This is a genomic window from Paraburkholderia sp. PGU19 (genome assembly GCF_013426915.1).
Lineage (GTDB): Bacteria > Pseudomonadota > Gammaproteobacteria > Burkholderiales > Burkholderiaceae > Paraburkholderia.
In genome coordinates this window covers 951,203-974,607 of record NZ_AP023179.1, presented here as the reverse complement: position 1 = coordinate 974,607, position 23,405 = coordinate 951,203, and the positions used below count along the sequence as shown (strand labels likewise).

The following is a 23,405-nucleotide window of genomic DNA, read 5'->3' as shown; positions in this document are numbered from 1 at the left end:
GGTTATGAATAACAAGTGCATATATCGACTTTGGAGGAGCCCCACTGTGGATCGACCGAACGCCATTGCGCCAGACGAACTCGTGCAACGTCACGCACGACCCGGCATGTCGCTAGTTGCACTACTGCACGCCATTCAGGACGACGTCGGCTTCGTGCCGCCCGACACCGTGGCGCCGCTCGCGCGGACGATGAACCTGTCACGCGCCGAAGTGCATGGCGTCATCACTTACTACCACCACTTCCGCCAGTCGCCCGCCGCGCCCGTCACGGTGCAGCTGTGCCGCGCGGAAGCATGCCGCAGCATGGGTACGGAAGCGCTCGCGCAGCACATCGAGGCGCGCACGGGTTGTCGCTTCGACGCGCACAAGCACGACGCACACGCCCATGACCACGCATGCGATGGCGCTGTCGGTCTCGAATCGGTGTATTGCCTCGGTCAATGCGCGCTGTCGCCCGCAATGATGATCAACGGTGAGTTGCATGCCAAAGTCACGCCGCAGAAGTTCGACGCGCTGCTCGCAGCGGCAATGAAACGTGTGGAGGAAACGGTATGACGCGCATTTACGTTCCCCGCGATTCCTCGGCGCTGGCGCTCGGCGCGGACGCACTCGCCACGGCCATCGTCGATGAAGCGCAAGCGCGCGGCATCGATATCGAACTCGTGCGCAATGGCTCGCGCGGTCTGCTGTATCTCGAACCGCTCGTCGAAGTGCAGACACCCGAAGGCCGCATCGGCTACGGGAATGTCGAAGTGGAAGACGTGGCATCGCTGTTCGACGCGGGCTTTATCGAAGGCAAGGCGACGCACACGAAGCATGTCGGTGTCGTCGACGAGATTCCGTATCTGAAGAAGCAGCAGCGCCTGACGTTCGCGCGCATCGGCATCACCGACCCGCTTTCGACCGACGACTACATCGCCAATGGCGGCATCGTCGGCCTGTATAACGCGCTCGCGATGTCCGGCGACGCGGCCGTCGACGCGCTGATCGAATCCGGCCTGCGCGGCCGCGGCGGCGCGGCGTTCCCGGCCGGTATCAAGTGGCGCACGGTGCGCGCCGCGAAGGCCGATCAGAAGTACATCGTCTGCAATGCGGACGAAGGCGATTCGGGCACCTTCTCCGACCGCCTCGTGATGGAAAGCGATCCGTTCGTGCTGATCGAAGGGATGATCATCGCGGGGATCGTGGCGGGCGCAACCGTTGGCCATATCTACGTGCGCAGCGAGTATCCGCATTCGATCGCCACGCTCGAAGCCGCGATCGTCAAGGCGCGTGCCGCCGGCTGGCTCGGCGACAGCGTGCTCGGCTCGGAACATCGCTTCGAACTGTTCGTCGCGAAGGGCGCGGGCGCGTATGTGTGCGGCGAGGAAACGGCGCTGCTCGAATCGCTCGAAGGCAAGCGCGGCATCGTGCGCGCGAAGCCGCCGCTGCCCGCGCTCGAAGGTCTGTGGGGCAAGCCGACAGTGATCAACAACGTGATCACGCTCGCCACCGTGCCGATCATCTTCGCGAAGGGCGCGGCGTTCTATAAGGACTTCGGCATGGGCCGCTCGCGCGGCACGCTGCCGTTCCAGGTGGCGGGCAATGTGAAGCGCGGCGGTCTCGTCGAGCTTGCGTTCGGTTGCACGCTGCGCGAGCTGATGTTCGACTTCGGCGGCGGCACGGCAAGCGGCCGTCCGGCGCGCGCGGTGCAGGTGGGCGGCCCGCTCGGCACGTATCTGCCCGAGAGCCAGTGGGACATTCCGCTCGACTATGAGGAATACGCGAAGGTCGGCGCCGTCGTCGGTCACGGCGGTCTGGTAATTCACGACGACACGTCGAACCTCGCCGATCTCGCGCAATACGCGATGCACTTCTGCGCGCTCGAATCGTGCGGCAAGTGCACGCCGTGCCGGATCGGCTCGACGCGCGGCGTCGAAGTGATCCAGCGGATTCGCAACGGCGACACGTCGACGAAGCAGGTGCAACTGCTGCGCGATCTGTGCGACACGATGGTGTCGGGTTCGCTGTGCGCGATGGGCGGCATGACGCCTTTCCCCGTCGTCTCCGCCCTTGACCATTTCCCCGAAGACTTCGGTCTCGAAACCGCCATTCCAAAAGCGGCAGCCTGACCCTGGAGCCCAACATGTCCGATCCGATCACTTTCAAATCCGGCGGCTGCGGCTCCGGCAACTGCGCCTGCAAGGCCGGCGCGCTGCGCAACGAACGCGGCCCGATGGACGATACCGATTACGGCACGCCGCTGCGTCATTCCGACGTCGACGTGACGCTCGAAATCGACGGCGAGTCGATCACGGTGCCCGCGGGCACATCGGTGATGCGCGCCGCCGCCGAGGCAGGCGTCAACATTCCGAAGCTGTGCGCAACCGATTCGCTCGAACCGTTCGGCTCGTGCCGTCTGTGTCTCGTCGAAATCGAAGGACGGCGCGGTTATCCGGCGTCGTGCACGACGCCCGTCGAAGCAGGCATGAAGGTCCGCACGCAAACGGACCGTCTGCAAGGACTGCGCCGCAACGTGATGGAGCTGTACATCTCCGATCACCCGCTCGACTGCCTCACCTGCCCCGCCAACGGCAACTGCGAACTGCAGGACATGGCGGGCGTCACGGGCCTGCGCGAAGTGCGCTATGGCTTCGACGGCGCGAATCACCTGAAGGACAAGAAAGACGAGTCGAACCCGTACTTCACGTACGACCCGTCGAAGTGCATCGTCTGTAACCGCTGCGTGCGCGCCTGTGAAGAGACGCAAGGCACGTTCGCGCTGACCATCTCCGGACGCGGCTTCGAGTCGCGCGTCGCCGCGAGCGAAAGCCAGCCGTTCATGGACTCGGAATGCGTGTCGTGCGGTGCATGCGTCGCCGCATGCCCGACCGCAACGCTGTCGGAAAAGAGCATCGTGATGCTGGGTCAGGCAGAGCATTCCGTCGTGACGACCTGCGCATACTGCGGCGTCGGTTGCTCGTTCAAGGCCGAGATGAAGGGCAACACAGTCGTGCGGATGGTGCCGCACAAGAACGGCCAGGCGAACGAAGGCCATGCGTGCGTGAAGGGCCGCTTCGCATGGGGATACGCGACGCACAAGGACCGCATCAAGAAGCCGATGATCCGCGCGAAGATCACCGATCCGTGGCGCGAAGTCAGCTGGGAAGAAGCGCTGAGCTATGCGGCGTCGGAGTTCCGCCGCATCCAGGAAAAGTACGGCCGCGATTCGATCGGCGGCATCACGTCGTCGCGCTGCACGAACGAAGAAACGTATCTGGTGCAGAAGCTGGTGCGCGCCGCGTTCGGCAACAACAACGTCGACACCTGCGCACGCGTCTGCCACTCGCCGACGGGCTACGGCCTGAAGACGACGCTCGGCGAATCGGCGGGCACGCAGACCTTCGCTTCCGTCGATAAATCCGACGTCATCATCGTGATCGGCGCGAATCCGACCGACGGCCACCCGGTGTTCGGCTCGCGCCTGAAGCGGCGCGTGCGCGAAGGCGCGAAGCTGATCGTCGTCGATCCGCGCCGCATCGACATCGTCGATACGGCACACGTGAAGGCCACGCATCACCTGCAATTGCGTCCGGGCACGAACGTCGCGATGGTCACGTCGCTCGCGCACGTGCTCGTGTCGGAAGGGCTGCTCAACGAGGCGTTCATCGCCGAGCGCTGCGAGACGCGCGCATTCCAGCACTGGCGCGATTTCGTCGCGCTGCCGGAGAACTCGCCGGAAATGATGGAAAGCGTGACGGGCGTGCCGGCGCAGCAGGTGCGCGAAGCCGCCCGCCTCTATGCGACGGGCGGCAACGCGGCGATCTACTACGGTCTCGGCGTGACGGAACACGCGCAAGGCTCGACGACCGTGATGGGCATCGCGAACCTTGCGATGGCGACGGGCAATATCGGCCGCGAAGGCGTCGGCGTGAATCCGCTGCGTGGCCAGAACAACGTGCAGGGTTCGTGCGACATGGGCTCGTTCCCGCACGAACTGCCCGGCTACCGTCATATCAGCGACACGGTGACGCGCACGCTGTTCGAAGGTGAATGGGGCGTGACGCTGCAACCGGAGCCTGGCCTGCGCATCCCGAACATGTTCGATGCGGCACTGCACGGCAGCTTCATGGGCCTGTATTGCCAGGGCGAAGACATCGTGCAGTCCGACCCGAACACGCAGCATGTGGGCGCGGCGCTGTCGTCGATGGAATGTATCGTCGTGCAGGACATCTTCCTGAACGAAACCGCGAAGTACGCACACGTGCTGCTGCCGGGCTCGACCTTCCTCGAAAAGGACGGCACCTTCACCAACGCAGAGCGCCGCATCTCGCGCGTACGCAAGGTGATGCCGCCGCTCGCCGGCTACTCGGACTGGGAAGTGACGATCCTGCTCGCCCGCGCGCTTGGCTACGAGATGAACTACACGCATCCGTCGCAGATCATGGACGAAATCGCGCGCCTCACTCCGACTTTCCACGGCGTGTCGTACGAGAAGCTCGACAAGCTGGGCAGCATCCAGTGGCCGTGCAACGAGAACGCGCCGGAAGGCACGCCGACGATGCACATCGACGAGTTCGTGCGCGGCAAGGGCAAGTTCGTGATCACGAAGTACGTCGCGACGCCGGAAAAGGTCAACCAGAAGTTCCCGCTGATCCTGACCACGGGCCGCATTCTGTCGCAGTACAACGTCGGTGCACAGACGCGCCGCACGGAGAACTCGCTCTGGCACGACGAGGATCGTCTGGAGATTCATCCGCATGACGCCGAAGACCGAGGCATCAAGGATGACGACTGGGTCGGCATCGAGTCTCGCGCGGGTTACACCGTGCTGCGCGCGAAGGTGGCGGACCGGATGCAGCCGGGCGTCGTCTACACGACGTTCCACTTCCCCGAATCCGGCGCGAACGTGATTACGACGGACAGTTCCGACTGGGCGACCAACTGCCCCGAGTACAAGGTGACGGCCGTGCAGGTGATGCCCGTCGAGCAGCCGTCGCAATGGCAGAAGGAGTACTCGCGCTTCAACAACGAGCAGCTCGAGCATCTCAGCAAGCGTGAGATGGCGACAACGTCAGGCAAATGAGGCAACGCAATGGACGCACATAATCTGGTCGACATGGCGAACCGCATCGGCGATTTCTTCGAATCGATGCCGGACCGCGATGAGGCGATCGACAATATTGCCGATCATATCCGGCGGTTTTGGGAACCGCGTATGCGGCGCTCGATTCTGGCTACGCTGCATGCGAATCCTGAAGGCGTCGAGCTGGAATTGCACGAAATGGTTCGTGAGGCGCTGGTCAGGCATCGCGAGGATTTGACGCCGAAGGAGGCTGCGGCGGTTTAAGGTGCTTGATGTTCCAGGCGCGCTGATGTTCGCGCAATAGCAACAGCAGTTGGGCGTTCGTGTCGGAAACGATGCGGACGCTTTTTTTTGGGGGTTGTCTGCGACGCTGCGTGGTTTGCTTGTGTTTTTGCTGGCATTCGCGGTTTGCTTATGCGCTGGCATCCGCGTATTGCCTTCGTGCTTCACGCGTTGCCCCTGTGCGGGCGGCACCTACTTTTCTTTGCGGCGGCGTAACTATTCAGCGGTAACCAGAGGCGAAACGACGACTCCTGTAAAGGCCAGGGCGAGCGCGTCGATCAGCGAACGGCTCTGCTTGCGTAAGGTGGCAAGGTAGGAGCGGATCGTGCAGAACGCCTCCATACCCGATTCCGAGCGGAAGCACCCGGAGATCTTCTGTTTGAGTTTGGGCATGCGGATATCGCGTTCGGCCTGGTTGTTGTCGAACGGTACGCGGTGATCGGCAATGAAACGCCACACCTCATCGGCATACTTGTGAAGCCGTGTGAGCAGGTTGCAGGTAAAGCTTTGCCTGATCCTGCCGCGGCGTTCCCGGCGCCCGGACTCACGTGCCTGCTGCGGATTGAGCTTGCGTGCCTGGGCGATCAGGGCGCGGCTGCGCCGTGTGTAATAGCGTTGGCGCGCCTGACTCAGCGCGGTGTTTCCTGCAGCCTGACTGAGGTCGACCTCGCGCTTTGCCTGGCAAAGCAGGTCAATCATCTGCTGGGCCCAGCGTTGCTGCGTGGACTCCAGGACAAACACCAGTTCGCGCAGATGATGAGCATTGCACAGCGCATGCTCACACTCATAGCCGGCATACGGCCGCCAGCCGTCATGGACCGCGACTCCCCTAAAGCCGGGAAGAATGCCGAAGCTGTCCAGCGCCTCGCTGCCGCGCTTGCGGTGCGCGCCATACCAGCTCAACGCGTGCGTCGAGGCGACATGCAGCCAGCGGGACTCGCGCCCCACGCGCATGCAGCTCTCATCGAAATGCACCACGGGTTGCCCGCGTAGCGCCTGCCGGATCTGCTCAACGGCTGGCACCAGTAACTGCGCGGCCTGATCAATGCTGTGCTGGACGGTTCCCGTAACCACATGCAGACCAAACAGGTCCTTCAGCGCCTGGGCGGTGCGCGCAACCGGCAACTGCTGGTATTGCGTCAGATAGACGGCTGCGGCGCGAATCTGGGGGCCGTACTGAACCGCCTGGCTCACGCCCTTGGGAAATGCGCCCGAGTGATGCTTGCCGCAGCGGCACTGCGCGATCTGCACGCGATGCTCGGTCACCTCAAAGCGCGTGGGTGGCAAATCGATCACCTGACGGCCTTCGGGCAACACGGCCACGCGGGCTGCTGCGATGCGTTGGCCACATGCATCGCACACCAGCGCCACCGGGTGAATCTCGATGTGATCGGGTTGCGCGACGCGTTTGAGCGTCTTGCCCTTGTGCCCCGGTTGCGCGCCAGGCCTGGCCCCGCTCGTGCCGCGCAATGACTTCGGCTTGCGCCTTGGACCATCGCTTGACGGCGGCTTGCTGGAGTTATGACTGTCCTTCTCAAGCTTTGCCTCGAGCTCGTTCAGACGCCTCACCAGATCAACGATGAGTGCGTCCTTCTGCTCCGGTGTCAGGTCCTTGAGGTCGGGCATCTTCGTCATGTCCCTCACTATGCACAGCCTGGTAGCAGTTTACAAGCGCTGAATAGTTACGCGGCGGCAAAGAAAAGTAGGTGCCGCCCCGCACAGGGGCAACGCGTGAAGCACGTAGGCATAACGCGGATGCCAGCACATAAGCAAATCCCGGATACCACCGCAAAACCAAACCGCTGATGCCAGCAAAAACTCCAGCATCACGACGCCGCCGGCTCGACCGGCACACTTTTCGCGAACCATGCCTCGCAATGCCTTAACAGCCCATTCAAATCAGAGCCCGGGCGCCCGCGCGCGCAAACATAACCGTCAGGCCGCACCAGATAAAACGAAGGCCGCGTACGCCCAAACGATTCACTAAGCGACGGCCCGCCGCCCTCGCCATTCACATCCGACACGCGCCACACGCGCACCGCACCCGGCAGCAGATCTTCGACGGCAGCGGCGAACCGGTCCAGATCGGCAGCCCGCACGGGCTTGCGATGCAACGACAGTATCTTGCCGTTACCCGTTCCCGGTTCCTCCGGCGGATCGACGAGCAGAAACAGCGAGAAAAACGCCGGGTCGTGCAGATCGAAAATGCAGCCGATGCCGGGCGCGCGTCCCAACGGTCCATCGACGACATGCACGAGCGCATCGGGCGCGCGTTCGCCCGCACGCGGCCCGCCGTCGAGTATGCGTTCGAGCGTCAGCGGCGAGCGCCGGTATTGAATCGACAGTTCGCTGACGGTGAGACGCGCGGCATCGCGCAACGGCCCCAGCGCGGCGAGCACGGGCATCACGCGCTCGCGCAGCAGCTTGAGCGGCCCGTGGTCCGCTTCCGCCATCTGCGTGACGAAACTCGTCTGCCGCAGCACGTCGCGTTCGATCGGATGACGTTCGAGATGGTAGGTATCGAGCAGCCGGTCGGGCGCGTCGCCCTTCAGCACACGCGCGATTTTCCAGCCGAGATTGAACGCTTCCTGAATGCCCGTATTCATCCCCTGCGCGCCCGCAGGACTGTGCACATGCGCAGAATCGCCCGCCAGGAACACGCGCTGCGCGCGCAACTGCTCGACCATGCGGCTATTCAGATGAAAGTAGCCGGACCACGACAGGTCGCTCAGTTCGACGGGATAGTGAATACGGCTTTTCGCGATCAGCCGGCATTCGTCGAGCGTCGGCGCGGGAATCGACGCAAGCGGCGCCGGGTCGCCGCTCGACGCTGCCTCGGCCGGCTCGCGCGCCGGCATCGTGGGATGATCGGCAATCAGCCGGTGTCTGCCCTTGCCCATCGGAAAGAGCGCCGCCAGCCCCGCGCCCGACGCGAAAATATGAAACTCGTCGTCGGACCAGCCGGTATCCGCTTCGATGTCGGCAAGCAGAAAGGTCTGCTCGAAGGTCTTGCCCGCGAAGCTCATGCCGAGCCGGTGACGGATCGCGCTGTGCGCGCCGTCGGCGGCGATCATGTAAGAAGGATGCAGCGTCTCGACATGGCCGTCCGCGCGTTGCAGCGTCGCGTTGATGCCCGCCGAGCCCTGCGCGAACATCGTCAGCTCGACGCCGCGTTCGACCTGCACGCCGAACGTCGCGAGATGCTCGGTCAGCAGGCGCTCGGTGACGGACTGATCGAGAAATAGCAGATACGGATAGCGCGTTTGCAGCGGATCGAAATCGAGCCGCGTCAGCCGCTGCCCGTTCGAATACAGATTCGCGGTGCGCGCCCGATGACCGAGTTCGAGAAACCGGTCGACGAGGCGATGTTGCTCCAGCAATTCGAGCGTGCGCGCCTGAATGCCGATCGCGCGCGAATGCGGATCCGCTTGCTGCGCCTTGTCGATGAGCCGCACGGGCACCTGCGCGCGCGCAAGACTCATGGCGGCCGCCAGCCCCGTCGGCCCCGCGCCGACGATCAGCACGGGCGGTACGTCGAAGGAAGCACCCGTCATGCAGACCTCCGCAGTCGGACATGCTCGCTAGTGTACGCCGAGCGTTCCGCTCGCTGCCGTGTGGCCGACGACGCGCCGCATCAATCCCGCATCAGCCGTGCGACATATCGCTCAGTGCGCGTGCGGCGCGCGATCCAGCGAACAACGATGCTGCGTCGTGCCCATGTCGACCTGCAGGGTCGCGTGGTGCATGTCGAATTCCGCGCGCAGCGTGCCGACGATCCCGTCGATCACCATGTCGCCCGGATGGCCGTCCGGAATCACGAGATGCGCGGACAGCGCGTTGCCCGTCGTCGACAGCGCCCACACATGCAGATCGTGCACGTCGGTGACGCCGGGCTGCGCGGCGAGATACGCGCGAATCTTCTGCAGGTCGACGCCGGGCGGCACGCCGTTGAGCGCGAGCTTGATGGAATCGCGCAGCAGGCCCCACGTGCCGTAGACGATCACAGCGACCACGACGATGCTCATCACCGGGTCCAGCCACGTCCAGCCGCTGAACAGAATGGCGAGGCCGCTGACGGCAACGGCGGCCGACACGGCCGCGTCGGCAACCATATGCAGAAACGCGCCGCGAATGTTCAGGTCGTCTTCCTGGCCGCGCATGAAAAGCCATGCCGAGAAGCCGTTCACAACCATACCGACGAGCGCGACGATAAATACGTCGAGCCCCGCGACGGGCGCCGGATGAAACAGCCTGCCGACCGCTTCCGCGACGATCACGCCGCACGCGAAGAGCAGCAGGCCCGCGTTGAGCAGGCTCGCGAGGATCGACGAACCGCCGAGACCGAACGTGTAGCGCGCGGACGGCCGGCGCGTCGCGAGCCAGGTGGCGCCCCAGGCGAGCAGCAGGCCGAGTACGTCGGAGAGATTGTGTCCGGCGTCGGCGAGCAGCGCGGTCGAGTTGGCGAGCACGCCGTAGATCGCCTGCACGACGACGATCGTGACGTTCAGCGCGACGGCGAGCGCGAACGCGCGTCCATGGCCTGACGCGGGGGCGTGATGGTGGTGGTGATGTCCATCCGCCCCGTGATGATGCGCGTGCGACGCCTTGTTGCCCGCTTCGTGCGGTTCGTGGTCGTGCGCCGCGTGATTGCACGCGTCCGTGTGGACATGCGCGTCGGACTTCGGCTGATGCTGCGCCGTGGGTCCGTCGGTGGTGTGAGCGGTGTATTTCATGCGTGATCCTGCGTGAGGTCGGCGGCGGATTCGCTGACGGGTTCGGCGACGTGTTCGAGCATGTCGGTCAGCATGCCGCTGATGTGGCCGTCGGCGGCGACGTAGAAAACCTGCTTGCCCTGCCGCTCCGCGCGCACGATGCGCGCCGCCCGTAACAGCCGCAGATGGTGGCTGACGAGCGAAGGCGACAGATTCAACGATTCGGCGATCGCGCCCACCGCGCGTCGCTCGTCGACGCACGCGAGCACGATGCGCAGGCGCGTCGGGTCGCCCAGCAGGCGGAACAGATCGGCGATCTGCACGACACGGTCGTCGGTATTCAGAGAAAGCGCGGTAGACATGGAGGGCACCCGTATCGACACAGCATCGATACATACATGTGAACAGGTGTTCATATGTTATTGAACAACACTGTCCGCGTCAAGTCGGGGGCATGCGCCGAGTGTGGGAAAATGCGCGTTTTCCTGCCTCACACCCTCGCCTGCGTCATGCATCCAGTATTCGACCGCGCCTACAGCGCGCATCGCGACGGACGGCTCGACGACGCCGAGCGCGACTATCGCGCCACGCTTGAACTCGATCCCGTCCACGTCGATGCGCTGCATCTGCTTGGCGTGCTGCGCCATCAGCAAGGCCAGCACGAAGAAGCGGCCGACCTCGTGCGCCGCGCCGCGGATTTGCGCCCGCAGGACGCCGCGCTGCAGCTGAACCTCGGCAACGCGCTGAAGGCGCTCGGCCGGCTCGACCAGGCAATCGAACGCTTTCGCAATGCGCTGACGCTCGCGCCGGCGTTTCCGATGGCGCATTACAACCTCGGCAATGCGTACGCGCTCGCCGGGCGCCACGAAGACGCCGTCGACGCGTTCGAGAAGTCGCTGCGCCTGCAGCCGATGGACGCCTCGTCGCACGTCAATCTCGGCAATGCGCTGCACGCGCTCGGCCGGCACCGCGAAGCCGTCGATTCATTCCGCCGCGCGCTCGAACTGCGGCCCGGCCATGCGGGTGCGCACAACAACATCGGCATGGCGCTCAATGCGCTGGGTTCGGCCAAGGAGGCCATCGCGCATTTTCGCGCGGCGTTCAAGATCGAGCCGCGCTTCGTCGCCGCGCGCTTCAACCTCGGCAATACGCTCGACGCGACGGGACAGCATCACGAAGCCGTCGCCGAGTTCGAAGCCGCGCTCGCGCTGCAGTCGAACCTGCCGCCCGCGCTGTTCGGCCTTGGCAACGCCCTCGCGTCGCTCGGCCGTCACGAAGAGGCCCGGCCGCGCTTCGAGCGCACCGTGGGTCTCGATCCGAACTTCGCGCTTGCCTGGCTGAGTCTCGGCGCCGCGCATCACGCGCTCGGCGCGTACGACGCCGCCCTGCGCGCCTTCGAGCAGGCGCTGCGCCTGCGGCCCGATCAAGCCATCGCGCACATGAATCGCGGCGTAACGCTGCTCACGCTCGGCGATTTCAAGCGCGGGCTGCCCGAATACGAATGGCGGCTGGAAAACGCGGCGCTACAGTCGGACGCGACGCCGCTGCCGCGCTGGAATGGCGAGCCGATTACCGGGCGCACGCTGCTCGTGCACGCCGAACAGGGTTTCGGCGACACACTGCAATTCGTCCGATTCGTCGAGGTGGTGGCGCAGCGCGCAGCACGTGTGGTGCTCGAAGTGCAGCCGCAGTTGCTGTCGCTACTCGAGCCGATGGCGCAGCAATGGCGTGTCACGCTGATCGCGCAAGGCGCGCCGCGGCCCCGCGCCGACCTGCAATGCCCGCTGTTGAGCCTGCCGCTCGCGCTCGGCACCGAGCTGGACACGATTCCGGCGCGCACACCGTATCTGAATGCGCCCGCCGCGGCGCGCCGCGCGTGGCGAGGCTCGCTCGGCGGACAGGCGAAGCGCAAGATCGGACTTGCGTGGTCGGGACGCGCGCAGCGTCAGGAAAACCGCTCGCTGCCGCTGGCCGCGCTCGAGCCGCTGTTCGCGCTCGACGGCATCGACTGGATCGTGCTGCAGCCCGCGCTGAGCGACGACGAACGCGCCACGCTAGACGCGCATCCGCACGCGAAGAACATTCATCGCTTCGATGGGCGTATCCGCGACTTTGCGGATACGGCGGCGATCATTGAGCGGCTCGACGGCGTGGTGTCGGTCGACACGGCAATCGCCCATCTGGCGGGCGCGCTCGACAAGCCGCTCTGGCTGATGCTGCCGTTCGCCGCCGACTGGCGCTGGTTCACACGCGATACGCGCAGCCCGTGGTACCCGTCCGCGCGGCTCGTGCGGCAGCCGCGGCCTGGCGCGTGGGGAGACGTCGTCGACGAGGTTGCGGCGGCATTACGCAGTTGAGCACCGCTTTGCCGAAGCCGTCGATCAAATAAAAACCCCCGCACGCGTGCGGGGGTTTTGCTTTGCAGCTTCAGAATCAGGCGGGGCTGGCGCCCCGCGCACCGACCGCTTACGCCGTCCGATACTGGTTGCGCGCTTCCGGCGTGCGATACAGCACGAGCGTCGCAATCAGGCCGCAGACGGCCGCGACGCTCATCCACAGGCCGGGCGCCGCCTTGTTGCCCGTCGAGTGGATCAGGTACGTCGCGATAGCGGGCGTGAAGCCGCCGATCGTCGTCGCCAGGCTGTATGCCAGCGAGAAGCCCGCCGTACGCACGTCGGCCGGCATCACTTCCGTCAGCGCAACGACCATGCCGCCGTTGTAGCAGCCATACAGGAACGACAGCCACAGCTCGACCATCAGCAGGCGCGCGAACGACGGATCGGCGACGAGCCATTGCACGGCCGGATACGACGTCAGGATCGTGAGGATCGTGAACGTCAGCAGCACGGGACGGCGGCCGATGCGGTCCGAGATCGCACCCGACACAGGCAGCCAGACCAGGTTCGATACGCCGATGCAGACGGTGACGATCAGCGTGTCGATCGACGACATTTTCAGCACTTCCTTGCCGAAGGTCGGCGTGTACGCGGTGATCATGTAGAACGACACCGTCGTCATGATGACCATGCCCATGCCGCCCAGCACGACGCCCCAGTTCTGCAGCATCGACGCGAAAATCTCGCTGACGGAGGGACGATGCTTCTTCGCGAGGAACTCGTCCGTCTCCTTCAGCGAGCGGCGAATGATGAACAGGAACGGCACGATCAGACAGCCGATCAGGAACGGCACGCGCCAGCCCCAGGACGTCATCTGGTCGGCAGGCAGCATGCGGTTCAGGATTACGCCGATCAGCGCGGCGAACACGACAGCCACCTGCTGGCTGCCCGATTGCCACGAACAATAGAAGCCCTTGTTGCCCTTGGTCGCGATCTCCGACAGATAGACCGACACACCGCCCAGTTCCACACCTGCCGAGAAACCTTGCAGCAGACGCCCGAGCAGCACGAGCACGGGCGCGAGCACGCCGATCGTCGCGTAGCCGGGAATCGCCGCGACCGTCAGCGTACCGAGCGCCATCAGCGCGAGCGTCAGGATCAGGCCCTTGCGACGGCCGTGATGGTCGATGTACGCGCCGAGCACGATCGCGCCGAGCGGACGCATCAGGAAGCCCGCGCCGAACACCGACAGCGACAGCATCAGCGATGCGAAGTCATTGCCGCTCGGAAAATACGTCTTCGCGATCGCAGCGGCGTAGTAGCCGTAGACCATGAAGTCGTACATTTCCAGGAAATTGCCGCTGACGACGCGGAATACGGTACGGACCTTGGATTCGTCCGTCGCTACGTGAGCATGGGATGCAGTTGCCATGACCTTCTCGAAATGAGCCCGCTGCCTGCAGGAACAGACAGCGCTGGGCAGTTCAAACGATCCGCCGGAACAGCGCGGATGCCCGGTCCGGCTCGGCCGGGTCGCGCCTGCGCCCTTCAGGGCGTGGCGCTTTGCGTGGGCGCGGTATTCTCATGCGGCACATGCTGTCGAGATATCAGGGTAAACGTGATGTTTCACTTACAACATCTGCCTGACGTGATAATAACGTTACTCTGAAGGGCGTGCATTCAATACAATTTCCTTACAATCACGCACTTCCAAGAAAATTCTTCCGATATGGTTTTCGACCGGCAAGCCGAGCCAGGTGACGCCGGGCGACATGCGCCGTATCGTGACTCTCTGTGACTCTCTTGCCGCCTGCTGGTGGCCAATCCGTTCCTTTCTACCGCGCACTACCGCCGCAATGTCCGATTCCGCTTCGCTGCCCGCTCTTTCGTCCCTCACGCTGCGCCCCGCGACCGAGGCCGACGCCGATCTCATTGCCGCCATCCATAGCGCTAGCTGGCAGGCGACCTATCGCGGGCTGCTGCCGGATGCATTTCTCGACGGCGAGGTCACGCAGGAGCGCGCATCGTACTGGCGCGCGCGGATGTCGGCGCCGGGCGCCGACCGGCGGACCGTGCTGGTGGCCGAGCGTGCAGGCGAGCCGATCGGCTTCGTGTGCGTCGAGCGTCAGCCGGATTCGCCGTGGGGCGTGCTGCTCGACAATCTGCACGCGCTGCCCGCGCACCAGGGAATCGGCGCTGGCAAGCTGCTGATGCGCGCCGCGCAGGACTGGGCGCGCGAGCATGGCGAGGCGCAGCTGTATCTATATGTGCTGGAAGGCAATGCGCCCGCGATCGCGTTCTACGAACGGCAAGGCTGGCAGTTTTCGGGCGCCGAGCCCGATCATATGGGCGGCGTCGACATCACGGCGTTGAGATATGTCTATCGCTTGAATCGCGAATCTCCAAATTATTAAGATAACTAAATATTTCAGATTCATCTGATCGTTGAATCGACAACCGTCTGCCACGATACCGCGACCCAACGCCTCGACCGGGCCGTGAACGTGCGTTGCGTTCACATCCGCTGTCGTCCGCCGCTTCGAGGCCAAACACACGAACAAGAACGAGGCGAAGACCGTGTCGACATCCGCACTCACACTAGTAGTCGGCGAAATCAGAATGCCGCGCCTTCGCCCTCTTGAGCTGGTATCGCGCTCGCTCGGCCGCGAATGGTCACTGCTGCCGCCCAATGTCAGCTTCCGCATGGAACTGAAGGCGCTGTACGCGGCGATGCTGCGCACCTTTTGCCTGAGTGCCGACGCTATCCGCGCCATGTGCCGTTGGGACCCTGACAGTCTGCAAAAGCCCTCCGCCACGCTGGCACCTGTCGCCATGCCCAGCCCGATTCCACTGGACATGCGTCATCCGACGCACGCGCCGGCTCGTGAGAGCCGTCAATGGAACACGCTTGCGGGCGGCGCTTGCGCAATCGGTGGTGTGGCCGCGATTGCGTGGCTGATGGCGAACCATCCGCGACAGCCTGCGTCGCCGACGCTCGCCGCCGCGCCCGAGGTGACGCTCAACGCCGCTGCGAATCAGGCTGAAAACGTGCATAGCCGTTCCGGGAATATCGCGCGCCCGGCGGATGCGCCCGTCGCGTGGAATCGCACGCGCGGGGATCTGACGGCGCGCAAACCGGACGAGAGCACGACGATCAACACGTCGGGCAGTGAGGCCCGACATGTTTCCTCCGAGCGTAGCGGGCCCGCAACGACGCATGCTTCTGCTTCGCCCGCTACTGGCCACGAAACACCTGCTGCTCACCCTTCGCGGATCACCGCCGAGCGCGCGGCGCCCGTCGCTCCGCGCGCTGTCGATGCCCACGCAAGCGTCTCGACGAAGCGCGCGAAGCCGTCCGGCATAGCTCGTTCTGCGCGAGACGTACGCAAAGCGAACTCGACGAAGCGCGAGCGCAACGAGTTGGCGAATACGAGCGCGCGTCGCGTGCCACATGCGGTCGACCTAGCGCGGGACATCGCGCCACATCACGACTTGCATGCATCGTCGGAAACACAGCTTTCGACGGGACATCGCGCGCGTCACCTGCCTTCCGTCGCGGGCGACTACTCGCCTCTCGCGCCGTCGGCTCGCCTGAAGGGTGATTACGATTCCATCACGATGTCAGCGGGCACGCATGTACGGGACGTCGCGCCTGCCTCGGTCCGCCAGGACCGCGTGAACACCAACAGCACTGAGTGGATGAACCACATGTCACAGCGGCGCGTGACCGAAGTCCCCGATAGCTTTTCGAAGTAAGTCGCGAGCGGCGATCAATCAAATCAGTCTCAAACAAAAAGGGCTGAGTCCAGCAAAATCATGGACTCAGCCCTTTTCCCCTTCCCGCGAAAACACAACGCTGCGTTTCCGTTGCCGCCTGGCAAACGCCGTCACCGGTTCCCCGGCAGCCCAGCCTCCGCCTGACGCTGCAACTGCAACACCTGCTGCTGCAACTGACGCAATTGCGCCTGAGCCTTGTCCTTTTCGTCACGCAACGCGAGCGTTTCGTCCTGCGTTTGCCGCTGATAATCGGCGACCTTCGCTTCCTGGGCGCGCGCCACTTCGATATCCGCTTGCAGCCGCTGTGCGTGCGCATGCGACTCGCCGATCACCCGCTCGATCGATGCCTTCTGCGCCTGCAACTGGGCGCGGCGGATCTCGACGTCAGCGAGTTGCGCCGTGTGCCGCGCGAAACCGGTATAGATGGATTCGGCCCGCGCCTGGTCGGACGTCCTGATGACGCGCCAGAAGTGCTTGTCCTGAAACAGCGCGACGTAGTACGTCATGCTCTGCGCGTAAAAGAACAGCGAAGCGCCATAACCACCGTTGTACGTGGTGCGCATTTCCGTCAGCCCGCCGTCGTGGATCAGTTGCATCAGATCGGCGACCTCGCCTTGTACGCTGCCGCTTGCGTCGGCATTCGCGTCGAGGCCGGATGCACTGCCCGTGTCGTCGGCGGACGCGACATCGCTTTGAGTGTCCGGCGCGTCGGCGGCTGCGCCTTTCACCGCGCCCGCGCGCACGACGCCCGCTCCTGCCGCCGACTGGCTGGCCGCCAGCGCGACGCCGCCATGCATGAGCGCGCAAGCAAGCGCGAGCAAGACCGTGCGGCGCAGATCGAAGGGGTACTTCATACGTCGATACTCCATGCGTATCCAGAAACAGCCTCGGATTATCGCGCGGAATCTGCCCTTTCTGACGCGCTGCGGCAGGACTTTAAATCGAGATGAACGGACAACTAAGCAATTCGACGCGCAAACGCAAAAGATCGTAAAAACGACGGCTGTTCTCTCAAGCGAATGGGTTTTCAACCAGGCGTCGCGCAGATGTTTGACAGATACAAATGAAAAACGCGAGCGAGCCATCAGCGGCCCGCTCGCGTCAAATCGAAAGACGTGGCAATCAGAAACGCGTTTCGCGCGCGACCCGCAGGAACGTATCGAGCAACGGCGTGCAATCGAGCAGTTCGGGACCGCCCGCGCGGTGGAACTCAGGGTGCCACTGCACGCCCATCACGAACGGCGCGCGCCGGTAGCGCACGGCTTCGATGATGCCGTCCGTCCCCGACACTGCCTCGATGTTCAGATCGCGTCCCAGCTGGTTGACCGCCTGGTGGTGGATCGAGTTGACGATCGCCTCGCGCCGGCCGGGGAACATGTTGACGAGCGTCGAGCCTTCGGGGAAATGAATCGAATGTCGATGCTGGTCGTAATGCTCGTTGACGTGGACGCCCGCCGTCGGCACATCCGTCGCGATGTCCTGATACAGCGTGCCGCCGAACGCGACGTTGATCAGCTGGCAGCCTCGGCACACGCCGAGCACGGGCTTGCCCGACTCGACGAACTCGTGCAGCAGCTCGAGTTCGTACATGTCGCGCACGCGATCGCCGGGCCATTCGGGACGCGTCGCCACCTCGGCGTACGACTGCGGCGACACGTCGGCGCCGCCTTGCAGCAGCAGACCGTCCAGATGCTTCGCATAGTCGCGCAGGCGGATGTTGCTCGGGTGCAGCATCCCCTGATGGCCGACCGTCGGAATCATGAAGACGAGCACGTCGCGCGACATCACCCAGTGCGCGATCGACTCTTCCAGATACTGCAGCGTCTTCCCGCGCAGCCCTTTCGCACCCGGCTCCGGGTGAAAGATCCGCGCCGACACGCCAATGCGCAACGTCCGCTGTGTGATCCTGCGGCCCGCGCGGTCGAAAATCTGCCGCGCGTGCGCCGCAATGACCCGTCCGAACACGGACCACGCCGAATCGTTGTGCTTCAGATAGGCAGGCGGTCCCGGCGGATAGGCGCTCGCGGGTGGCGGATTGGATGCGCTGAAATCCGGTGCCGAGCCGAAGCCCGGCGGCGGCGCGCCGTCTTTTTTGGCCGACGCGCCGAGCGTGCCGTCCGGCTCGCCGCCCGCAGGCGCCTTAGCCGCCGCGTCCGCCGCACCGGACGTCGTGCCTGACGCAGCGTTCGCGGCTGGCGGGTTCGCCGACGCCGCCGTCGCCGCCGCCCGTTCCGCGTTCGATACGACCGATTGGACCCGCGCCGCCGCTTCCTGTTGCGCGGCAGCCTGCGCAGCGCTCGTGCGTGCCTGTTCGGCGTCGCGTCGCTGCGCGGCGGCCGCGCTCTCGGCCGTCACGTTGGAGGCGCTTTCGGGGGAATCGGTGGAAGCCGCTTCTTTGGCTTCCCGTGCTGGAGTGGGCGTCGGCGTCGGCGCCGAGGGAGTCGATGAAGGCGCCGGTGACGATGGCGACCCGGCTGCGCCGGATTGGCTCATCGAAGGAGAAGGTGTGCCGGGTGTGCCAGCGTTATCGGAGTTGTTCTCGCTCATGACTGTTTGACAGACGCGTCTTCGCGCGCGAACGATTAGACATGTCTCATTATCCGCCTCGCGCCCCACCGGGGCAAACCAGCACACAATTCGTCACATCAGGACACAACATGCAACCTTGCGCGAATGTGTCTCAATCGGCGCGACGCGGGGCGCTGCATCATGGATCGGGCTGCTCGTCGAAGGTTTCGCGCAGCGCGATCTGCATCGTCGCGTGAATCCGCACGCACCAGCGCCACAGCAGCGCCAGCAGCAGCGCGGCGACGACCAGCACGGCGACGAGCAGGCCCGTCGGCGGCAGGATCGTGCTCGACAGCGCTGCGACGAGCAGAAACACGCCTAGCATCGAAACGACAGGTACGAGGTCCGAAATGGCGTAGCGGATCGCGCTCGTGAAGCGCCCGGCCTTCGCCGGCTGAACGCTGATTTCGGCCAGCAACAGCGCAAGCGACTTGGTCTTCCGGTAGACCGCGACAAGAAACGGTAGCGAGACGAGCAGCGCCGCGCCCCACAGCAAGACGCGCTGCATCGGCTCGGACGGCAGCCATTTCTCAATGAATCCACTCCCGTAAGGCGCTCCATAAGACGCACCCAGAAAAATTGCCGCGACGATCGCGAGATTGACCGCGATCTGCAGAATGATCCGACGCGTGAGGCCGAACACGGTTGGCTCGCCCGAAGCCGGCCGCAGACTGCCGAGCCACTGCCCGTACATGCCGAACACGTTGGCGACGGTGCGCGGCATCGCGCGGCCGAGGCGCTGCGTGAGCGGGTCGGCGGCGCGGATCAGATAGGGCGTGAAAAGCGTGGTGAGCGCGGAGACGGCAACGGCAATCGGATAGAGGAACGCGCTCGTCACCTTCAGCGTGAGGCCGAGCGACGCGATGATGAACGAGAACTCGCCGATCTGCGACACCGTCATGCCGACGCGCATCGCCGTGCGCCCGTCCTTGCCCGCGAGGAACGTGCCGAGCCCGCACGAGACGATCTTGCCGAGAATCACGGCAACCGTGATGACGGCGATCGGCCACGCGTAGTCGACCAGCACGGCCAGGTTGAGCATCAGCCCGATGGTCACGAAGAAGATCGCCGAAAACGCGTCACGCAGCGGCGCGATCAGATGCTCGATACGGTGCAGGTGACGCGACTCGGCCATGATCGCGCCGATCAGGAACGCGCCGAGCGCGATGCTGTAATCGAGCTTGACGACCAGCAGACAGAACGCAAAGCAGAAGCCGAGCACGGAGACGAGCAGCATCTCGTCACTCTGCGACTTCGCGACGTAGTTGAGCGCGCGCGGCACGACGAGAATGCCGACCACCAGCGACACCGTCATGAACAGCAGCAGTTTGCCGAGCGTGACGAACGCGACGCCCGCCGACAACTCGCCCGTCTGAGCGATACCCGACAGCAGCACCAGCATCGCGATGGCGAGAATGTCCTCGACGATCAGAATGCCGAACACCAGTTGCGCGAAGCTCTCACGCTTGAGGCCCAGTTCGGAGAGCGCCTTGACGATGATGGTGGTCGACGAAATAGCGAGGATCGCGCCGAGAAACAGCGAATCCATCGAACTCCAGCCGAACGCGCTGCCGATCTCGTAACCGATCCACAGCATCAGCACGATCTCCGACAGCGCGGCGACGATGGCCGTCGCGCCGACCTTGAAGAGCTTGCGCAGACTGAATTCCAGACCGAGCGAAAACATCAGGAACACGACGCCGAGTTCGCCGAGCGTCTGGATGGTCTGCTCGTCGTGGATCAGCTGGAACGGCGGCGTGTACGGCCCGATGATCACGCCCGCCGCGATATAGCCGAGCACCACCGGCTGTTTCAGGCGATGGAACAGCACGGTAACGACGCCGGCAAGCGCCATTACGACTGCCAGATCCTGAATGAAGCCGATACCGTGGTGCATAGCCTTATTCCTTACAAAAAGTAATCCAGAACGCGATGGTAACGCACGAACGGTTAAAAACGATTTAGCGCAGCACGAAGAAAGGATACAAACACAGGCTTTCGGCGAAACTCGCGCGGCGTCGCGCGGTCTCGATGCATTCGCGCCGATTGCGCCTGACGCGTCACAATACGGTTCTCGACTGCCGACCTTCGATCTCACGCCATGACCACCGCCACGTCACCCGCCGCGTCACCCGATTCAACGCCCTTCCCGCCGCTCGCCCAGCTCGCCGCCGATCTCGCTGCTGGCCGCACCACCAGCCGCGCGCTCGTCGAAGCGGCGCTGGAACGCATCGCCGATCCCACCGGCCAGGGCGCGGCCGTCTTCATGCAGGTCGACGCCGACAACGCCCGCGCCACGGCCGATGCGCACGACCGCCTGCGCGCAGCGGGCACCGTGCTATCGCCGCTCGCGGGCATTCCCGTGTCGGTGAAGGACCTGTTCGACATCGAAGGCCAGGTGACGCGCGCCGGCTCGAAAGTGCTCGCGGGCGCCGCGCCCGCCACGTCCGACGCCCCCGCCGTCGCGCGGCTCAAGCGCGCGGGCGCGGTGATCGTCGGACGCACGAACATGAGCGAGTTCGCGTTCTCCGGCCTCGGCCTCAACCCGCACTACGGCCACCCGCTGTCGCCTTACCGGCGCGGCGTGAAGGGCGACGAGCGGGTGTCGGGCGGATCGTCGTCGGGCGCAGCGGCGTCGGTGGCGGACGGCATGGCGGCCGTCGCGCTCGGCAGCGACACGGGCGGCTCGCTGCGCATTCCCGCCGCGCTATGCGGCCTGACAGGCTTCAAGCCGACCGCCGACCGCGTGCCGAAGCAAGGCGGCGTGCCGCTCTCGCCGACGCTCGACGCCTTCGGCCCGATCGGCGCGACGGTCGCGTGCTGCGCGCTGGTCGACCGGATTCTCGCCGGGCTGGAGCCCGTCGTTCCCGCCGCCCGTCCGCTCGAAGGCGTACGGCTGGGCGTGCTGAATCACTATGTCACGGACGATATCGAGCCAGAAGTCGCACAGGCCTACGACGCCGCGCTCAAGCATCTGGAGGCGGCGGGCGCGATCGTCAGCGACGTGCGGTTCGCGCCGCTCGACCGGCTCGCCACGATCAACCGCTTTGGCTTTTCCCCGATCGAAGCCTACGCGTGGCACCGGCCGCTGCTCGAAGCCCAGCGCGACGCGTACGATCCGCGCGTGCTCACGCGCATCCTGAAGGGCCAGCCGGCGACAGCCGCCGACTATCTCGACCTGCTCGCCGAACGCGCCGCCGTGCTGGCCGAGGCGCGCACGATGTGGCAGCGCTTCGACGCCGTCGTCGCGCCGACGGTGCCGATCGTGCCGCCGCGTGTAGCCGGTCTGGTCGATGACGACGAGGCGTTCTTCCGCGCCAATGGCCTCGTGCTGCGCAACCCGAGCGCGTTCAATTTCCTCGACGCGTGCGCGATCTCGCTGCCCTGTCATCCGCGCGGCGGCGCGCCTGTCGGGCTGATGCTGGCCGCCGCGCCGCACGCGGACGACTCGCTGCTGGGAATAGGACGGGCCGTCGAAGCGGTACTGAATACGATTCGCTGACACGCCCGGAGTCGTGCTTGCGGAGGCACCGGCATGCGCCGCGTGCTTCGGCTAGAATCGCCGCACCTTTTACCGAACTTCCACCGCTAGCAGGATCATGATCATCGACAACGTTACATTGCGCCGCGAGCGCAGTCTGCTCGTACTACTCGGTCTCGTCTGTCTCGCGCTTGTGGGGGGCGCGCTGTACCTGCAGTTCGTCGAGCACGAAGATCCTTGCCCGTTGTGCATCATCCAGCGCTATTTCTATCTGCTGATCGCGATCTTCGCGTTTCTCGGCGCGCGATTCCGCGGCTGGACGGGCGTCAGGCTGCTCGAAGTGCTCGCGGTTTTGTCGGCGCTCGGCGGAATTCTGACGGCCGCCCGGCACGTGTATGTGCAGTCGCATCCGAACTTCAGTTGTGGGTTCGACGCGTTGCAGCCGATCGTCGACGGTCTGCCTCCCGCTCACTGGCTGCCGGGTGTGTTCAAGGTCGCAGGTCTGTGCGAAACGCCGTATCCGCCGATTTTTGGCATTTCTCTGCCAGGCTGGTCGCTGATTGGGTTCGTTGTTGCGTTTGTCGCGCTGGCGTTTAGTCTGTGGCGGAATCGCCGCGCGCGGTAAGAAAGGGTTTATTGAGGGTTTTCTGCGGACCGCGGGTTTGAATGGTCAACGGTTCTGTTGGTGTGTTGGCCTGCGGCTTGCCTTTTTGCCCGCATTTGCGGCTTGCCTTTTCTGCGCTGGCATCCGCGATTCGTTAGCGTGCTTCACGCGTCGCCCCTGTGCGGGGCGGCACCTACTTTTCTTTGCCGCCGCAAAGAAAAGTAGGCAAAAGAAAGCGGCTCACACCGCTAACTCTTGTGTTTGCCTGAGGGCCCCCAACCGGTCCTACGCCTCACACGGCAACGGCTCTGTTGGCGCGTGTTGCTAACGCGGTGAATGGGCACCTCACCCACTTCAAGCACCCGTACACGGGCTAGCGGCAGCGAATGGTTTGCGCCGCCCAGGTGGCAAACTGTGTGTAGGTTGTCGCGGCGTATAGCTCGGCGCTCTTACAGGGTGGAACGCGTGCGCTATCGGTCCGGAGTGAGGCGTGCGAGGCACCACGGCCTACATACAGTTTGCCACCTGGGCGGCGGAGGAATGTCTGGCGCGGCATGGTGCAGCGCGGGTGCGTGAAGC

General features: G+C 64.7%; 17 protein-coding genes. 9 read left to right on the top strand and 8 right to left on the bottom strand.

What is annotated here, in order from left to right; genetic code table 11:
• Positions 1-46: 46 nt before the first annotated feature.
• The 4 genes from H1204_RS04420 to H1204_RS04405 are packed head-to-tail and all read left to right on the top strand — an operon-like array spanning position 47 to position 5,330.
• Positions 47-556 (top strand): NAD(P)H-dependent oxidoreductase subunit E, encoded by a 510-nt coding sequence (locus tag H1204_RS04420; RefSeq protein WP_180730034.1) that lies wholly within the window; start codon positions 47-49, stop codon positions 554-556.
• Positions 553-2,112: a formate dehydrogenase beta subunit gene (locus H1204_RS04415; protein ID WP_180730032.1), complete on the top strand. Its 1,560-nt coding sequence runs from the start codon at positions 553-555 to the stop codon at positions 2,110-2,112. The genes H1204_RS04420 and H1204_RS04415 overlap by 4 nt, the downstream gene beginning before the upstream one ends.
• A gap of 14 nt (positions 2,113-2,126) precedes the next feature.
• Complete coding sequence (fdhF, locus tag H1204_RS04410; RefSeq protein WP_180730031.1) at positions 2,127-5,066, top strand: formate dehydrogenase subunit alpha; 2,940 nt, start codon at positions 2,127-2,129, stop codon at positions 5,064-5,066.
• Between the two features lie 9 nt (positions 5,067-5,075).
• The gene (locus H1204_RS04405; protein ID WP_180730029.1) at positions 5,076-5,330 is read left to right on the top strand and encodes a formate dehydrogenase subunit delta; all 255 of its coding nucleotides are present in this window, start codon (positions 5,076-5,078) and stop codon (positions 5,328-5,330) included.
• A 234-nt stretch (positions 5,331-5,564) separates the two neighbouring features.
• Here the strand turns inward: H1204_RS04405 and H1204_RS04400 are convergent, their stop codons facing one another.
• From H1204_RS04400 to H1204_RS04385, 4 genes are all read right to left on the bottom strand, one after another.
• A complete protein-coding gene (locus H1204_RS04400) occupies positions 5,565-6,983 on the bottom strand; it encodes an IS66 family transposase (protein ID WP_180730027.1) in 1,419 nt (472 codons plus the stop codon).
• A gap of 191 nt (positions 6,984-7,174) precedes the next feature.
• Positions 7,175-8,902, bottom strand: coding sequence for an FAD-dependent monooxygenase (locus H1204_RS04395; protein ID WP_180730026.1), 1,728 nt, complete (start codon positions 8,900-8,902; stop codon positions 7,175-7,177).
• A 111-nt stretch (positions 8,903-9,013) separates the two neighbouring features.
• Positions 9,014-10,081 carry a cation diffusion facilitator family transporter gene (locus tag H1204_RS04390; RefSeq protein ID WP_180730024.1) on the bottom strand — a complete coding sequence of 356 codons (1,068 nt, stop codon included), beginning with the start codon at positions 10,079-10,081 and terminating at the stop codon, positions 9,014-9,016.
• Entirely contained in the window at positions 10,078-10,422 is a 345-nt protein-coding gene (locus H1204_RS04385; RefSeq protein ID WP_042316335.1) for a metalloregulator ArsR/SmtB family transcription factor, read from the bottom strand. Before H1204_RS04385 ends, H1204_RS04390 begins: the two co-directional genes overlap by 4 nt.
• 147 nt (positions 10,423-10,569) lie before the next feature.
• Here H1204_RS04385 and H1204_RS04380 point away from each other — a divergent pair, with 147 nt between their 5' ends.
• Positions 10,570-12,417 carry a tetratricopeptide repeat protein gene (locus H1204_RS04380; protein WP_180730023.1) on the top strand — a complete coding sequence of 616 codons (1,848 nt, stop codon included), beginning with the start codon at positions 10,570-10,572 and terminating at the stop codon, positions 12,415-12,417.
• Positions 12,418-12,526: 109 nt separating this feature from the next.
• Here the strand turns inward: H1204_RS04380 and H1204_RS04375 are convergent, their stop codons facing one another.
• On the bottom strand, positions 12,527-13,828 hold the full coding sequence (locus tag H1204_RS04375; RefSeq protein ID WP_180730021.1) for an MFS transporter: 1,302 nt from the start codon (positions 13,826-13,828) through the stop codon (positions 12,527-12,529).
• Between the two features lie 424 nt (positions 13,829-14,252).
• Between H1204_RS04375 and H1204_RS04370 the strand changes: the two genes are divergently transcribed.
• Entirely contained in the window at positions 14,253-14,810 is a 558-nt protein-coding gene (locus tag H1204_RS04370) for a GNAT family N-acetyltransferase (RefSeq protein WP_180730019.1), read from the top strand.
• Between the two features lie 163 nt (positions 14,811-14,973).
• A complete protein-coding gene (locus H1204_RS04365) occupies positions 14,974-16,152 on the top strand; it encodes a hypothetical protein (protein WP_243468553.1) in 1,179 nt (392 codons plus the stop codon).
• A 131-nt stretch (positions 16,153-16,283) separates the two neighbouring features.
• On the opposite strand, the gene H1204_RS04360 is transcribed toward H1204_RS04365, so the two are convergent.
• From H1204_RS04360 to H1204_RS04350, 3 genes are all read right to left on the bottom strand, one after another.
• Entirely contained in the window at positions 16,284-17,027 is a 744-nt protein-coding gene (locus tag H1204_RS04360) for a DUF2968 domain-containing protein (RefSeq protein WP_180730017.1), read from the bottom strand.
• Between the two features lie 268 nt (positions 17,028-17,295).
• The gene (locus H1204_RS04355) at positions 17,296-18,720 is read right to left on the bottom strand and encodes a type 1 glutamine amidotransferase (protein ID WP_180730011.1); all 1,425 of its coding nucleotides are present in this window, start codon (positions 18,718-18,720) and stop codon (positions 17,296-17,298) included.
• 160 nt (positions 18,721-18,880) lie between these two features.
• A complete protein-coding gene (locus H1204_RS04350) occupies positions 18,881-20,638 on the bottom strand; it encodes a cation:proton antiporter (protein ID WP_180730010.1) in 1,758 nt (585 codons plus the stop codon).
• Between the two features lie 204 nt (positions 20,639-20,842).
• On the opposite strand from H1204_RS04350, the gene H1204_RS04345 reads away from it, so the two are divergent.
• Positions 20,843-22,243: an amidase gene (locus H1204_RS04345; protein WP_180730008.1), complete on the top strand. Its 1,401-nt coding sequence runs from the start codon at positions 20,843-20,845 to the stop codon at positions 22,241-22,243.
• A gap of 97 nt (positions 22,244-22,340) precedes the next feature.
• On the top strand, positions 22,341-22,847 hold the full coding sequence (locus H1204_RS04340) for a disulfide bond formation protein B (protein ID WP_180730007.1): 507 nt from the start codon (positions 22,341-22,343) through the stop codon (positions 22,845-22,847).
• The last annotated feature ends 558 nt before the right edge of the window (positions 22,848-23,405 follow it).

Coding starts and splice junctions, on each gene's coding strand:
- H1204_RS04375 (WP_180730021.1), bottom strand. CDS start 13,828: ATGGCAACTGCATCCCATGCTCACGTAGCGACGGACGAATCCAAGGTC.
- fdhF (WP_180730031.1), top strand. CDS start 2,127: ATGTCCGATCCGATCACTTTCAAATCCGGCGGCTGCGGCTCCGGCAAC.
- H1204_RS04350 (WP_180730010.1), bottom strand. CDS start 20,638: ATGCACCACGGTATCGGCTTCATTCAGGATCTGGCAGTCGTAATGGCG.
- H1204_RS04340 (WP_180730007.1), top strand. CDS start 22,341: ATGATCATCGACAACGTTACATTGCGCCGCGAGCGCAGTCTGCTCGTA.
- H1204_RS04380 (WP_180730023.1), top strand. CDS start 10,570: ATGCATCCAGTATTCGACCGCGCCTACAGCGCGCATCGCGACGGACGG.
- H1204_RS04400 (WP_180730027.1), bottom strand. CDS start 6,983: ATGACGAAGATGCCCGACCTCAAGGACCTGACACCGGAGCAGAAGGAC.
- H1204_RS04415 (WP_180730032.1), top strand. CDS start 553: ATGACGCGCATTTACGTTCCCCGCGATTCCTCGGCGCTGGCGCTCGGC.
- H1204_RS04405 (WP_180730029.1), top strand. CDS start 5,076: ATGGACGCACATAATCTGGTCGACATGGCGAACCGCATCGGCGATTTC.
- H1204_RS04370 (WP_180730019.1), top strand. CDS start 14,253: ATGTCCGATTCCGCTTCGCTGCCCGCTCTTTCGTCCCTCACGCTGCGC.
- H1204_RS04395 (WP_180730026.1), bottom strand. CDS start 8,902: ATGACGGGTGCTTCCTTCGACGTACCGCCCGTGCTGATCGTCGGCGCG.
- H1204_RS04390 (WP_180730024.1), bottom strand. CDS start 10,081: ATGAAATACACCGCTCACACCACCGACGGACCCACGGCGCAGCATCAG.
- H1204_RS04385 (WP_042316335.1), bottom strand. CDS start 10,422: ATGTCTACCGCGCTTTCTCTGAATACCGACGACCGTGTCGTGCAGATC.
- H1204_RS04360 (WP_180730017.1), bottom strand. CDS start 17,027: ATGAAGTACCCCTTCGATCTGCGCCGCACGGTCTTGCTCGCGCTTGCT.
- H1204_RS04345 (WP_180730008.1), top strand. CDS start 20,843: ATGACCACCGCCACGTCACCCGCCGCGTCACCCGATTCAACGCCCTTC.
- H1204_RS04355 (WP_180730011.1), bottom strand. CDS start 18,720: ATGAGCGAGAACAACTCCGATAACGCTGGCACACCCGGCACACCTTCT.